Here is a 15546-nt window from a genome sequence, read left to right on the forward strand (position 1 = left end):
GGTACTTATATTATGAGACACAATCTTTATGTGCATACAGTATGTTTGATCATCATTACGATGCTCAAAACCCGTATTAAACTCAAATCCATCTTTTTATTGATCTACACCCAATAAAATGTGTCAAAAAAATGAGCTTTTGCCAACAATTGATGACAAAAGCTTAATGACGTATTACTTTTCTTTCTTAAATACACCTATTACCATTTGGACAAATCCACCAACAAACCTTGGGAGCTTAATTGTATAAAATTTCATGAGTTCCCCCTCCTCTTGGACAACTGTTGCTTAAAGATCACGGCTCTTTACTATCAATAGTATGCCGCTTTTAAAGGAAAAAGTACCACTATTTCTAACAAGCTTATTAGAAATACAGAGCGTGGAGCCCCATGAAATGTCAGCGTTCTTTAGTGGATAATAAAAACCATCTAGCGTTAACCCTGTTACCCATTCTGTGTGTGGTATGAAAGACACATGTGGGTAACACGGTTCATCATTGACCGTATGTAACCCTGGACGAGTTGCCATAACCTGACTCTGCTTGTCGACCATCACAGCAGAAATGTTGTGTTCCAAAAGCTTCACAAGCAATTGAAGATTTATCAGTGTATGATCAAATCTTCCACCACTCAAACCGAATAAATATAGATGGGCTGGCTGAAGATCGTGAGCGATTTGGACCGCAAGTTCTAAATCTGTCCAATCTTTTTCTTCTGGATATATTTGAAACGTTTTAGCAGCTTGTTTGATCCGATCTTTTTCAGCAGCAGATACAGAATCAAAATCCCCTACCGCATAATGTAGAGGCAAATTATTTTGCAAAATTGTCAAAGCACCACGATCAGCGCCAATCCATACATCAATATCGGCAGCCTCTGGTATTAATTGCAAATCAGGAATCAGATCGCTTGGACCATTACCAACGATCGCTACAGTTCGATCCATGTTACATATCCGTTCGTGTTGATCCGATGATTTGTTCGATAGCAGCTTTTCTGTCTTTCTTGTTAAATACCGCACTTCCAGCTACGAGAATATTAGCGCCTGCATCGGTACATAGCTTCGCTGTTTCGGATGTCACGCCCCCGTCAACTTCAATATCAAATGTTAAACCTTTTTCCTTGCGCCATTTCGCAATCTGCTCTATTTTTGTAATCGCGCTATGAATAAAAGCCTGACCACCAAACCCCGGGTTAACGGTCATAACTAAGACCATATCAACTTCTGGGAGTATATCTTTGATCATTTCCGCAGGGGTTGCTGGATTAAGAACAACACCTGCTTTCACACCTTTACTTTTGATTAATTGAATCGTTCTGTGCAGATGTGGACATGCTTCTTGATGGACCGTAATAATAGAAGCACCCGCATCTGCAAAAGCTGGAATGTACGTGTCAGGCTGTTCAATCATAAGATGAACGTCTAATGGAAGTGATGTAACAGGACGGATGGCATCAACAATAAGTGGGCCAATTGTTATATTCGGCACAAAATGGCCATCCATAACATCAACGTGAATCAGTTCTGCCCCTCCTGCTTCAACCTCTTTAATTTCTTCTCCTAATCTTGCAAAATCAGCGGATAAAATGGATGGTGCTATTTTAACCATATCAATACCTCGGCTTTCTGGATTGAATTTCATCATAAAAATTAAGATAATGCTTATACCGGAATGCAGGGACGGTACCTTCATCGACAGCTACCTTCACAGCACAACCAGGTTCTTGGCGATGTGTGCAACCACGAAATTTACATTGATGATTTAAATGACGCATTTCCGGAAAACAATCACTTAATTCATCTAAGTCAATTTCAGAAAAATCGATAGAGCTGAATCCAGGTGTATCAGCAATTAACCCATCATAAACATCAAGTAGTTCAACGTGTCGAGTTGTATGCTTTCCACGTCCAAGACTCTTTGATATATCACCTGTCTCTAAATTTAGAGTTTGATTCAGTTCATTAATTAACGTCGATTTTCCAACACCTGATTGTCCGGCAATGACACTCACTTTATTAGTCAAATAATGTCCTAACTTTTGTATGTCCGTTTGGTCTTGAATGGACAAAGGAATGACGGGGTAACCAATCTGTTCATAAGCCTCACGATATGCTTTAATGTCAAGGTCTATGTTCGAATGACTTAAATCCATTTTTGATATGACGATGATTGCATCAATACGTTTGGCTTCCATTAACAATAAAAAGCGGTCAAGCAACAGCGGACTAAAAGACGGATCAACGGCTGAGCTCATAATAATAGCTTGATCAATATTCGCAACGGGCGGACGAACGAGCTCGTTCTGTCGTTCTTGAATATGTGTAATATAGCCTTCATTGTTTTCTCTCGGTTCAAATTGAACGAGATCTCCAACCAATGGCTTTATTGCCTGATTCCGGAACACGCCTCTCCCCCTGCATTGATATAAAATTGTCCCATTTTTAACGTAATAAAAGCCGCTCAAAGCCTTTAAAATTCTTCCTTCAAGCATTTATCCACCTTCCTTATATTGAACGGTCTTTTCAATAACAACCTCATCATCACGGACCACCTTATACGAAGCAACCTCACCAGGCGCAATCGTTAAGTCAATGGTGAATTCTTTATCCTCTGAGATGAGCTCTTGGCGTGCGACATGAGAAATATCCCGATTCATATCGTCAATATAAATGGTGACTTGCTGTTGCGGAAGTGTGTCTGTTTCACCATCATCCTGGTTTAGAATATATTGGACGACAAATGTTTCTGAAACGGTCGATATCGGCTTTTCTTCAGGTCCACTAGAAAAATAAACATCAACTGTATCACCTTTATTTAACTCAGCGGAAGGAGATGGATCGTGTCGAATAACTTCACCTTCAGGCACTGTATCGGAATGCTCGGTCAATTTATTCATTTGAAGATCATGCTCATTTAAATACCTTTTAACCTCATCTTCCGTCATGTTTTTGAGATTAATCAATGATATTGTTTCCGGTCCAATACTAACATCAAATATAACCCGTATGTTCTCCGGTATCACTTCATCTCCAGGAGCTGGCTGTATATGCGCAATAATATGACCTTCAGGTATATCTGAATGCTTTTCAATGGCAATGATGTCTTCATAGCCCTTATTATTTAATATTCGTTTGACCTGATTAAAATTTTCTCCCGTATAATCGTCAAACGTTACAGTTTCCTTGCCCTGACTCACAAAAAGGGTGACTTCTTCATTTTGTTCAACCTTTTGTCCAGGTTTGGGACTTGTTTTAATGACATACCCTTCGTCCACTTCTTCTGAATACATGAGTTCTTCAACACCTTGAAGCTGAAGCTCTTCCAGAGCATCTAATGCATCTTCATATGTCAAACCGACAACATCTGGAATTTCTATTTCTTCTGGTTGCAAAAATGTTGGAACCATAATGATTGCAGTGATGATGACGGCAAGAGATACAATTATCGCACTAATCCACACCCATTTTCTTCGTTTCTTCTTTGGTTGTTGTTCTAGCGATTGTTTCTTTTCTTTGCTATTCATTTGTGTCGTATCATCTGTATGAACAATCGTATCGTCATTCTTATTAAGCTTGAATTGATCGTCACGAATGATTGGAATGGCCTTCGTTTCTTCACCCGCTTCTACGGGCGGCGTAAAGCGATCCACTTCTTGGTTTGACGGATGCAATGCGCGTTCAAGTGCTTGTTCCATTTCATACATGTTTCCATAACGATGAAAAGGATCTTTAGCTGTAGCTTGTAATACGATATTTTCAACACTTTGTGGGACAGCTAGGTTAAACTTCCGGACTGAGGGTGTATCACTTTGCAAGTGTTTGAGTGCAATGGCAACAGGGGTTTGACCAGAAAATGGTAACCGACCGACCAATAACTCAAACAAGACAATACCGAGTGAATAGATGTCCGACTTTTTAGTTGCCATACCCCCACGCGCTTGTTCCGGCGATAAGTAATGTACAGAACCTAATATTGAATTCGTTTGTGTGAGTGCTGTTGCACTTAACGCAATCGCAATCCCAAAATCCGTTACTTTTACTTGACCAAAACGATCTATTAATATGTTTTGAGGTTTAATATCACGATGAACAATATTGTTGGCATGAGCATGCGCAATAGCCGATGAGATCTGTTTCATAATATCGAGCGCTTCTTCCACCTCAAGCGGCCCATTTTGCTGTATGTATTCCTTCAATGTCATACCGTCAACATATTCCATAACCATATATAAAATATGATCCTCTTCACCGACATCATATATGTTGACGATATTAGGATGTGATAAACTTGTTGCAGATTGTGCCTCTCGATCAAATCTAGCAATGAATTCATCATCATTAGCAAATTCAAATCTCAGCACCTTGATGGCAACATCACGATCTAAAATCGTGTCATGTGCCAAATACACATTCGCCATACCACCCCCGCCGATCGTTTCTTTGATACGATAGCGTTCATTAAGTAATTGACCCTTCATCATGATGCTTCACCTTCTCCCACGTTTCCATTCAAAACAATGGCGAGCGAAATATTATCCTCGCCACCTCGGTCATTAGCCAACTGAATAAGTTGCTTTCCTGTTGTCGTAATGTCAACAGCGTCATTTAAAAATGATTGCAATTCTGGCTCAGACACTTTATCTGTTAAGCCATCTGAGCACAAAAGAAGCATATCACCTTTATCCCAATTAATCGTCTTAACATCAGCATTCACATCATATTCTGTTCCGAGAGCCTTCAAGACGACATTTTTCCTTGGATGGTCATGTGCTTGTTCTTTTGAAAGCTGCCCAGAGCGAACGAGCTCATTGACTAAAGAATGATCCTCAGTCATTTGGGTAAACCCATTAGCATTCATTAAGTAACACCTACTATCACCAATATGAGCAAGCGTAACAAACTCATACGTACAAACCGCAATTACGATCGTTGTTCCCATACCACTATAGTCCTTATGGCGTGTTGCTTGATCATAGATAGATCTGTTCATTTCCTGAACGATTTGTCGTAACCACGTTTCAATTTCATCAGGCGTTTGAACATGTTCAATGTTTTCCCATTTTTTTTGAAGAAATGATGTCGCCATATTGCTAGCGACATCACCTGCTTGGTGTCCACCCATACCATCCGCAACAACTGCTATGGATTGTCCAGTTTGATTCTCATATATGCCACCTGAATCTTCATTGTGGTGTCGGACTTTACCTTTATCAGTCAAAAATAGTGTCTTCATCTTTTCACCCCTCTAACAGCGACATCAATTGTCTAATCTACTTCTTCATCAGACGTACAAGAAAGAACCCATCTGTCTCAAACGTGTGTGGAAAAAGCTGCAAGCCATAATCCGATTGATCTACCGAGTCTTTTATCGGATCGGGAAGTTCCGCCCAAAAAGTCTGATCAACAGCGTATTCTGGGTGATGCTCTAAAAATGTTTGAATGACATGTTCATTTTCTTCTAAATCAACTGTACACGTACTATAGATCATTCGTCCACCTTTTTTCAGTGTTGGGGCAATATGAGTGAGAATATCGAGCTGTATCTGTGACAACTTTTTGATATCCGCTTCATTTTTGTTGTATTTAATATCTGGTTTTCCACGAATTACACCTAACCCTGAACATGGCGCATCAACGAGGATACGATCAAAGGACTCGGCAGGTAGATGAACATTTCTAGCATCACCTTGTTCAGTATTGATGATCGACAGCCCTAAGGTTTTCGCTTTGTCTTGAATTAAATTGAGTTTCTTCTTATGAAGATCATATGCTCGAATTTGTCCTTGATTATTCATTTTTTCAGCGATATGCGTCGCTTTTCCGCCTGGTGCGCTACACGCATCTAGAACATTCATTCCTTCACGAACGTCTAGCAATTCACCTACTAGCATAGAACTTTGATCTTGGATCGTTGCGAGACCTTCAGAAAGAACGTTGGACTTAAGAATATTGCCTTTATCTATTATAATCCCTTGTGATGAAAGCTTTGATGGCCTCACTTCAAACCCTTCTGCCTCTAGCTGAGCAATCATAGCCTTACGTGATGTTTTTAAAGGCTGGATACGGATAGATACCGGGATATGATGCAGGTTAGCGTGACACATTTGCGCTGTTACATCAAAACCATACATGGAAATCCAGCGATTAACGAGCCATTCCGGATGACTTGTCGCGATCGCCAACTGCTTTGCTTCAGGGGTAATAGACGCTAAATCTGGAACACCTTTGCGCTGAATGTTGCGCAATACGCCATTGATAAGAGAGGCAATGCCTTTATGCCCTCTCTGTTTTGCGATTTCAACGGCTTCATGGATAATTGCATGATCAGGTACTTTGTCTAAGTAGACCATTTGATAAACAGACATCCTGAGAAGCATTTTCACCCATGGCTGTAGCTTTTGGTTTCGTTTTAAAAAAGCATCGAGGTAAAAGTCAATTGTCATTTTTCGTTGCATCGTGCCGTACACAATTTCAGTGAACAGTCCTTCATCTTTCTTACTGATGTGTTGCTGATTAATTTCGTGACTAATCACTAGGTGACTATAGCCGCTCTTTTGTTCAATTTTGATGAGGACGTCTAATATTGCCATTCTTAGTTGATGTGGTTTATTCATTTAATCACCTATTTTCATCCCTGTGGTCAATTCCGTCGTACCACGTAAAAAATCACCTGCTGACATACGTTTTTTACCTGCTGGTTGTACTTCTGTTAGCCGTATGCCCTTTCCATCACCACATAAAATGGTAAGCGATTCTTCATTGACGTCAACAATTTCTCCTGGTTGACCAGAATATGACTTTGTATCCTTTTCTCCCCACCACACCTTGAGCGTGTGCCCGTTTAATACTGTATAGGCAACTGGCCATGGGCAAAGACCGCGAATATGATTGTATATAGATGTGTGATCTTTTGTCCAATCAATTTGTTCTTCGCCCCGTTGAATGTTAGGCGCAAAGGTCGCTTGTGCTTCAGATTGTTTTACGGGATTGACTGTACCAGCAAAAATACTAGGAAGCGTCTCTATCAATAACTGAGCACCTAAAGCGGACAATTTGTCATGTAGCGTGCCTACGTGATCAGCCTCTTCAATGGTAACCTTATCTTGTGCAAGCATGTCTCCTGCATCCAATTTATCAACCATATACATGATGGTGACGCCTGTTTCTTGTTTTCCTTGTAAAATAGCATAGTGAATTGGAGCGCCGCCTCTTAATTCTGGTAGTAGTGAGGCATGAACGTTAATACACCCATATCGTGGTCCTTTCAACAGCTCACTAGGTAACAGTTGGCCATAAGCGGCGGTAATGATTAAATCTGGCTCAAAGTCTAAAATATACTGATAGTCCGTTTTAAGCTTCTCTGGTTGGTAAACAGGGAGACCTGCTTCTTCTGCAGCCACTTTTACAGGAGGTGGGGTGAGCACCTTTTTTCTGCCTTTCGGGCGATCGGGCTGTGTCACAACGAGAACAATTTCATAATCTGTTTGTAATAACGTTTTTAAAATAGGAACCGAAAAATCAGGTGTTCCCATAAATACGATTCTCTTCAATGTATATCGTCCTCCTACATCAGCTGATAAGGCTGCATGTCAACTGTAATCATTAATTCTCCATTAGTCGTTTCGCGTTCAAATTGTTGAATCACTTTTCGAATCAATGTTTTTAAGTTTGGTTCATGTTTATATTTTATCATGCATTGATAGCGGAATCTATTTTTGATTCGTGTTATCGGTGATGGTGTTGGTCCGAGAATAACTGTTTCTTCTCGTGTGTATTTTGCCAACAATGCTACAATTTGTTGCGTCGTTTGAATGACCTTTATCTGATCAGGGTGGGATACCGTCAGTAAAGCTAAAAACACAAATGGCGGATATTGAAATGTTTTACGTATTGCCATTTCACGGTTATAAAATGCTTCAAATTGATACGTGCTCGCTAATTCAATGCTGTAGTGTTCGGGTGTGTAAGTCTGGATAATCACTTCACCAGGCAGTTCATGGCGTCCAGCTCGACCACTGACTTGTGTTAACAATTGAAACGTCTTTTCGGACGCACGAAAATCAGGCAAGTTAAGCATTGCATCAGCTGTTAAAACGCCAACAAGGGTAACATTTTCAAAATCGAGTCCTTTTGCAATCATTTGAGTACCGAGTAATATATCAGCTTCTTTACGAGCAAAGCGTTCAAGTAATCGTTCATGCGCACCTTTGCGTCGCGTCGTGTCCACATCCATACGAATGATGCGTGCTTCTGGTAGTAATTTAACAAGTTCTTCCTCAACCTTTTGCGTACCCGTTCCAAAATACCGGATCATATCACTATCACAACTTGGACACGTAACTGGTACCGCTTCTTCATACCCGCAATAATGACATTTTAACCGATTTGTATGTTTATGAAACGTCAGTGCAATATCACAATGCGGACATTCATTCACATGGCCACAATCGCGACACATCACAAATGTGGAGTAGCCCCGTCTGTTCAAAAGCAAAACAATTTGTTCATTTTTGTCTAGACGGCTATGTATATTGTCTAATAACATTCGAGAAAACATCGTCCGATTTCCAGCATGCAGTTCTTGACGCATATCGACGGTCGTAACTTGAGGCATTGATTGCTCATTCGTTCGTTTTTTTAACACGGCCAGTTTATAGCGTTCTTTTTGTGCTCTAGCATACGATTCTAAAGACGGTGTAGCACTTCCAAGAATGACAGGGCACTGATGGTATTGTCCCCGATAAATCGCGACATCTCGTGCATGGTATCTTGGCTGCTCCTCTTGTTTATACGTTGTTTCATGTTCCTCATCGATAATGATTATTCCAAGCCGCTCAAACGGTGCAAAGACAGCTGACCTTGCCCCTACAACGACTTGTACTTCCTTTTGATGAATGCGGCGCCACTCATCGTATTTTTCACCAACAGATAAAGCGCTGTGCAAAACAGCTACATTTTTACCGAATCGCCCTTTAAAGCGTTTAACCATTTGAGGTGTTAAAGAAATTTCTGGCACCAAGACGATCGCTTCTTTTCCATTATCGACCACATCTTGAATTGCCTGTAAATATATTTCTGTTTTGCCGCTTCCAGTCACACCATGCACGAGATGAACAGCATGCTTATGCTCAGCAATGTCAGTTTGAATGGGTTCAATTGCCTTTCTTTGTTCATCTGTCAATATCAGTGGAAAAGTCCTCGAATACTGATCATCGTTGACCGGATTACGATAAACCTCCTGACGATAAATGGTAATCAACCCTTTATCAACAAGAGCCTTTAGCGGACTAATCGTCGTTTTCAGTTGTTCAATTAATACCTTTTGTTCAATTGGCTCAGGATTTTGAATGAAATGATTGAGTACGTCTCGCTGTTTACGAGCAGAAGCAGCTAAATCAAGACCTGCTTCCTCCAGAAGATGAGACGGCTTTAATGGTTTAACGATTGTTTTATATTTCTTGGTCACCCGAGATTTAACGACATAATTGACGTAGAGATACCCTTCCTGTATACATTTTTGAATGTCACGATAGGATAGCTGTGTTTGCTCTATTTCCTCAAATGGAATAACAGAGCGTTCAGCGAATACGCTTGCGATACTTGGAGGGAGATGGCTATCGGTCAGCTTAACCAACTCTTTATTATAGGTCGCTTTAAATACTTGTGGTAGCATCGCTTGAAAAACTGTTATATACAGACTTAAGGTTTGTTCTGCTAACCACTTACCAAGACTAATCAATTCTGTCGTTAATACGGGGGTTAAATCGAGCACTTCTTGTATTGGCTTTAAGTTATCAAACTCTGATTCATTCGTTACCTTAACGATAAAACCGCTGATTTTACGTGGACCAAATGGAACGATCACGCGCATGCCTGGCTTAACGACGTCTTGTAAATGCTCTGGAACAGAATAATCAAATGTCTGATTAATGGCATTTGCTGGCACATCCACGATGACCTTAACGACCGTCATTTAAGTCACCCTTCATATCTTTTGCAATGAACGTCATAATGTCTTGTGCCATATTTTTTTTGGTGCTCAAGGGCATATCAATTTGACTGTTTGAGCGATTGACATAAACAGCTTTATTCGTATCTCCAGCAAATCCCGCTCCGGCTTTTGTCACGTCATTAATAACGATGGCGTCTAAATTTTTACGTTTCAATTTAGCTAAACCATTTTGTATAACATTTGACGTTTCCGCAGCAAAACCAACGAGGAATTGCCCTTTCTTTTGCTCACCAAGTGAAGCTAAAATATCTTGTGTACGCTCTAATGTAATCGTCCAATCACCAGGCTGTTTTTTGAGTTTTTGTTCAAATGTCTGTTTAGGTCGGTAATCAGCAACTGCGGCTGCTTTAATAACAATGTCTGCAGAGGCATAATGTACATGCATCGCTTCATACATTTCCGCTGCTGTTGTAACATTGATCCGCTCAATATTAGGATGAGCGGCCTTCAATGTCACCGGACCACTTACTAAAATGACTTTTGCCCCCATCTCGGCTGCAGCCTCAGCTAAAGCGAACCCCATTTTGCCTGATGATCGATTGGAGAAAAACCTCACTGGATCAATGGCTTCTCGTGTTGGACCTGCACTAACCAATACAATTTTGCCAGACAACAGAGACTGTTGCTTTTGGTGATGCTCAATGGCTTCAATGATCCGATCAGGCTCTTCCAGACGCCCTTTACCAACATAACCACAAGCAAGGTATCCGGCACCAGGTTCAATAAAATAACAGCCTCTTTCAACAAGCGTTTTCATATTGTCTACAACAGATGGATGGGCATACATATGAACATTCATCGCTGGTGCAATGTACACATCCGCTTGGGTAGCAAGAAGTGTTGTTGTGAGCATGTCATCTGCCAATCCGTTTGCCAATTTAGCGATAATATTCGCTGTTGCAGGAGCTAGAATCACGATATCGGCCCAATCGGCAACATCGATATGAGCAATTTTTTCGGGATCTTTTTCATCAAATGTATCGATGTAAACCGGCTGACGCGATAATGCTTGGAACGTCAAAGGGGTGACGAATTGAGTCGCGTGCTCTGTCATTACGACTTTCACATGTGCACCTTGTTGAATTAAACTGCTAACGAGTGAACAGGCTTTGTAAGCTGCGATACCGCCCGTTACCCCTACCATGATGTTTTTATCCCGTATCATATAACCAAACTCCCTTTCTACTCCTAATCGCATTTTATGTCTATTCTCAATATATCATATTACGAACGTACATACCGCCATCAAAATCCATTACTTGCTGAACAAGCTAAAATAAGAAACCCCTCGTCTGTTGTCCGAGGGGTTTGTCTTTTTAATTTAATCTTGTTTAATGTAAATTTTACCAGCTTTGACCTCTTCTAAAGCAACACCAACAAATTTATGTGACTTTGGTTTTTCAATCAAAATGTTTTCTGTTTCAAGAAGCTGCCGTGCTCGTTTTGCAGACAACGTCACCAGTGTGTACTTAGATTTAATTTTTTCTTGTAAAACATCTATTGATGGTTCTAACATCATAATGTGTCATCCTCCAGTATTTTTTTATATTGATTTGCAATACGCGCGCGTCTGCAATGTTCACCTTGAATGATCGCCTGAATTTTAGTCGCAGCTTGATCAACTTGATCATTAACAACGACATAATCATAAGCATCCATCATATCGATTTCTTTTTTTGCTTCTTTAAGTCGATTTAGAACGAGATCTTCAGCCTCTGTTCCACGGTTTACAATTCGATCCTTCAATGCTGCTAAGCTTGGAGGGAACAGAAATATAAACACACCTTCTGGGAAGTTTTCTTTAACTTGAAGTGCGCCTTGCACTTCAATCTCTAAAAAAACATCATGGCCATTAGCCAACATCTGTTCTACATACTTTCGAGGTGTTCCATAATAATTATCAACATATTGCGCATATTCTAGTAGTGCATTTTGCTCAATAAGTTGTTCAAACTCATCTTTTGATTTATAAAAATAATCTTTTCCCTCTTCTTCACCCGGACGCATTGGTCTTGTTGTCATCGAAATTGAATATTTTAAATTCGTGTCTCGACTAAATAATTCTTTTCTAACCGTACCTTTCCCAACACCTGATGGGCCGGAGAGAACGAATAATATGCCTCTCTGATCGATCAATGCCTTTCCTCCTCGTCAAATATATGTACCATTTATTCTTCCTGAGAATCATCACTCGTAATAACACGCTGTCCAACCGTTTCTGGTTGTACTGCTGATAAAACGACGTGATCACTATCTGTAATGATAACCGCTCTTGTCCGTCTTCCATACGTGGCATCCACTAATTTATTAGTGTCTCTTGCGACGGATATAATGCGTTTGATAGGTGCAGACTCAGGCGATACAATAGAAATAATGCGTTCTGCTGACACAACATTTCCAAACCCTATATTAATTAAACTTAATCCCATCTAAATGGCCCCCTTAATAAATAATACGCGCTACGTTGATCAGTCCCAAGTCATGTATTAAATTCATTATAAATAAACCAAACGACAAAGCACAACCATTCACGTAATTTATGAGCTCTGTTCTATTAGGTTTAGCAGAACGAATGACGGGTTAGAGCGGACGTCAACGGTGATGCATAAAGTATTCATTTCCTCGACATTTCTAGATGATCTCTATATTATAGCAATATTATCGGTAAAACTACAAACTTTTATAAAATAAGGCGTTTGTTATAGCGAAAAAAACACCAGATCACTTATGACGCAGTTGTCATTATTGATCTGGTGGACGATCCAGTTATTTTTTTGTGAAACCGAATAAAAGTGTCGGTAATGCACTGAGTGGACCAATTAACATCCAGTCCATTACGCTTAGATGCGTCGTACTAAAAATCGGCTGTAGTGGTGGCCAGTAAATAACGATCATTAAAAGTAATACCGATGACAATACGGCCAATACTAAATATGGATTCCCAATCGGGTTTCGAGCAAATATAGAATGCTCACTGCGACAATCAAATACGTGAATAAGCTGTGCCATAACAAGCGTTGCAAAGGCAGCTGTCTGTGCATGTACGAGATTGCTAGAGTCATTTTGGTAAATTGATATAAAGGCGATCAATGTCACAATTCCGATCAAAAAACCACGACTCACAATTTTAAACCCCAACCCCCTAGCAAAAATACCTTCTCGCGGATGACGCGGCCCGCGCTTCATGACATCATCCTCTGGTTTATCTAAACCGAGTGCCATCGCCGGCAAGCCATCCGTGACCAAATTAACCCATAAGATTTGTACTGGAACGAGTGGTAAAGGGAGCGCCATCATCATTGCAAAAAGCATTACAAGAATTTCTCCAACGTTAGAGGCTAGTAAATACCGAATGAATTTACGTATATTCTCATAAATATTGCGTCCTTCATGTATCGCTGCTTTTATCGTTGCGAAATTATCATCCATCAGTATAAGGGATGACGCTTCCTTCGTTACATCCGTTCCGCTTTGTCCCATACTAATTCCAATATCACTTGCTTTAATTGCGGGCGCATCGTTGACACCATCTCCTGTCATTGCGACAATATGCCCTCTCGCCTGAAACGCCTCAACAATTTTTAGTTTATGCTCTGGCGTCACCCGGGCAAACACATATACGTTATCAATCATAGACTCCAAATCAGAAACGGACATGTGGTTCAGCTGGGCACCGGTCAAAACAACACCATCACGAGGTAACATATTGATCTGCTCTGCAATCGCACGGGCTGTCTTTTCATGATCACCCGTAATCATGACCGTCTTAATACCTGCCTCTTGACATGCTTTGACCGCTCGTTTAACCTCTTTTCTTGGTGGATCCATTAAGCCATAAAGGCCAATAAATGTAAGATCTTTTTCCAAAAATGGATGATCTAGTGATTCATCACTAGAAAGTGGCTTTATCGCAATTGCGATCGTTCGAAGTGCTTTTTCCCCCATCCGATCAACAGACTGTTCAATGACTTTTTGATCATTAGGCTTCATAAGCTGTCGTCCATTTTCACCAATGAAAAAGGAAGTTCGCGGTAAGATAACCTCCGAAGCGCCTTTTGTAATCATAAAACGCATCTGATTCTCGTCCTCAACGATAACGCTCATTCGTTTACGATCTGAATCAAAGGGAATCTCATGAAGAACTGTGTACTGTTGCTCTAATGCTTGCATCAGCCCTATTTTACGTGCTGCGACGAGCAAGGCACCATCCGTTGGGTCTCCTTCTAATTTGTATTGACCTTTTTCTACGCGTAAAGACGCATTATTACACAGCATGCCGTACAAAAGCATCGTTTCCAGCTGCGAATCGTCCCTGTCTATTTTCTGGTCATTCATATAAAAAGCACCATCGATATCATAGCCGTCTCCTGTTACCTGTATCGAACGGCCATTCACATAGATCTCTTTTACCGTCATTTTGTTCTCTGTCATTGTACCTGTTTTATCAGAACAGATCACAGAGGCACAGCCTAATGTTTCAACTGCAGAAAGTTTGCGGACGATGGCCTTTTTCTTGATCATGCGTTGAACACCTAACGATAAAGCGACTGTTACAATAGCTGGCAAACCCTCAGGAATCGCCGCAACTGCTAGTGATACACCTGCTAAAAACATATTATAAGCTGGTTGACCTTGATAAATTCCGACCACGACAACCATAGCTGTTAGCAACAGGGCAACAACGATTAAAATTTTACCTAATTCTGCAAGTTTGTGTTCAAGAGGCGTAATCATTTTTTTAGTTTTTGCCATAAGGGAAGCTATTTGACCCATAACGGTATTCATCCCTGTTCCAATGACAATTCCTTTTCCAGATCCTCTCGTAACCATCGTTCCCATAAAACCCATGTTGACTTGATCTTGTGGGTCTAGGTTGTCCTGTTTTAGTGCTGATGCATGCTTTACAACCGGTAATGATTCTCCTGTAAGAGCAGATTCCTCGGTTTCCAAACCCTTTGACTGAATAATCCTTATATCTGCGGGAATTCGATCACCCGAAGAGACCTTTACAACGTCGCCTGGTACGAGTTGTTGAGATGATATATGCTTCCATTGTCCATCTCTTAAAACGTATGACATTGGCGCTGAAAGCTCCTTTAGCTTTTCCAGAGATTTCTCAGCCTTCTGTTCTTGAAAATAGCCCATAAATCCATTAATTAATACAATAACCATAATAGCTATCGCATCAATAAACTCACCTAACAATCCTGCGATCAGTGTAGCTGCTAAAAGGACCAACACCATAAAATCTTGAAACTGTTTAAGGAAAAGTAACAGCCTTGATGTCTGTTTTTTTGATATCAACATATTAGGGCCAGCTTGTTCAAGACGACGATCGCTTTGCTTCTGACTTAATCCTCTATTAGATATCACCTGCAGCTTTTGCTCAATTTGTTCAATATCAAGTTGGTACCACTTCACTCTGCATTCCTCCACATGTCATGACATAATAATTATGAGATTAAACGCTGTTTGACATTGGTATTTTGAATTGCTCTCAAAGAATCATATGCAGACTTGTCCAGAAAAATGCT

14 protein-coding genes are annotated in these 15546 nt (G+C 40.5%); all 14 read right to left on the bottom strand.

The genetic code is table 11. From position 1 onward, the window contains the following. Positions 1-174: 174 nt before the first annotated feature. The 14 genes from spoVM to HPC67_RS01440 all read right to left on the bottom strand — a co-directional run bounded on the left by spoVM (position 175) and on the right by HPC67_RS01440 (position 15433). Complete coding sequence (spoVM, locus tag HPC67_RS01375; protein WP_217586220.1) at positions 175-258, bottom strand: stage V sporulation protein SpoVM; 84 nt, start codon at positions 256-258, stop codon at positions 175-177. 30 nt (positions 259-288) lie between these two features. Beyond that, on the bottom strand, positions 289-945 hold the full coding sequence (locus HPC67_RS01380; RefSeq protein WP_217585648.1) for a thiamine diphosphokinase: 657 nt from the start codon (positions 943-945) through the stop codon (positions 289-291). Between the two features lies 1 nt (position 946). Continuing rightward, positions 947-1609 (bottom strand): ribulose-phosphate 3-epimerase, encoded by a 663-nt coding sequence (gene rpe, locus HPC67_RS01385; RefSeq protein ID WP_217585649.1) that lies wholly within the window; start codon positions 1607-1609, stop codon positions 947-949. Between the two features lies 1 nt (position 1610). After that, positions 1611-2492, bottom strand: a complete 882-nt coding sequence (gene rsgA / locus HPC67_RS01390; RefSeq protein WP_217585650.1) for a ribosome small subunit-dependent GTPase A — start codon at positions 2490-2492, stop codon at positions 1611-1613. After that, a complete protein-coding gene (pknB, locus tag HPC67_RS01395; RefSeq protein WP_217585651.1) occupies positions 2493-4481 on the bottom strand; it encodes a Stk1 family PASTA domain-containing Ser/Thr kinase in 1989 nt (662 codons plus the stop codon). It lies immediately after the preceding gene. Beyond that, positions 4478-5233: a Stp1/IreP family PP2C-type Ser/Thr phosphatase gene (locus tag HPC67_RS01400; RefSeq protein WP_217585652.1), complete on the bottom strand. Its 756-nt coding sequence runs from the start codon at positions 5231-5233 to the stop codon at positions 4478-4480. The genes pknB and HPC67_RS01400 overlap by 4 nt, the downstream gene beginning before the upstream one ends. Positions 5234-5270: 37 nt before the next feature. Then, positions 5271-6614, bottom strand: a complete 1344-nt coding sequence (gene rsmB / locus HPC67_RS01405; protein ID WP_217585653.1) for a 16S rRNA (cytosine(967)-C(5))-methyltransferase RsmB — start codon at positions 6612-6614, stop codon at positions 5271-5273. Then, on the bottom strand, positions 6615-7550 hold the full coding sequence (gene fmt, locus HPC67_RS01410; RefSeq protein WP_217585654.1) for a methionyl-tRNA formyltransferase: 936 nt from the start codon (positions 7548-7550) through the stop codon (positions 6615-6617). Between the two features lie 14 nt (positions 7551-7564). Beyond that, the gene (gene priA, locus HPC67_RS01415) at positions 7565-9973 is read right to left on the bottom strand and encodes a primosomal protein N' (RefSeq protein ID WP_217585655.1); all 2409 of its coding nucleotides are present in this window, start codon (positions 9971-9973) and stop codon (positions 7565-7567) included. Beyond that, positions 9960-11177, bottom strand: a complete 1218-nt coding sequence (coaBC, locus tag HPC67_RS01420; protein ID WP_217585656.1) for a bifunctional phosphopantothenoylcysteine decarboxylase/phosphopantothenate--cysteine ligase CoaBC — start codon at positions 11175-11177, stop codon at positions 9960-9962. The genes priA and coaBC overlap by 14 nt, the downstream gene beginning before the upstream one ends. A gap of 156 nt (positions 11178-11333) precedes the next feature. Then, the gene (gene rpoZ / locus HPC67_RS01425; RefSeq protein ID WP_217585657.1) at positions 11334-11531 is read right to left on the bottom strand and encodes a DNA-directed RNA polymerase subunit omega; all 198 of its coding nucleotides are present in this window, start codon (positions 11529-11531) and stop codon (positions 11334-11336) included. Further along, positions 11528-12148 carry a guanylate kinase gene (gene gmk / locus HPC67_RS01430; RefSeq protein WP_217585658.1) on the bottom strand — a complete coding sequence of 207 codons (621 nt, stop codon included), beginning with the start codon at positions 12146-12148 and terminating at the stop codon, positions 11528-11530. The genes rpoZ and gmk overlap by 4 nt, the downstream gene beginning before the upstream one ends. 32 nt (positions 12149-12180) lie before the next feature. Beyond that, entirely contained in the window at positions 12181-12441 is a 261-nt protein-coding gene (gene remA / locus HPC67_RS01435; RefSeq protein ID WP_217585659.1) for an extracellular matrix/biofilm regulator RemA, read from the bottom strand. 337 nt (positions 12442-12778) lie between these two features. Next, positions 12779-15433 carry a calcium-translocating P-type ATPase, SERCA-type gene (locus tag HPC67_RS01440; protein WP_217585660.1) on the bottom strand — a complete coding sequence of 885 codons (2655 nt, stop codon included), beginning with the start codon at positions 15431-15433 and terminating at the stop codon, positions 12779-12781. Positions 15434-15546: the final 113 nt, after the last annotated feature.

This window comes from Lentibacillus saliphilus (genome assembly GCF_019093865.1).
Taxonomy (GTDB): Bacteria; Bacillota; Bacilli; order Bacillales; family Amphibacillaceae; genus Lentibacillus_B; species Lentibacillus_B saliphilus.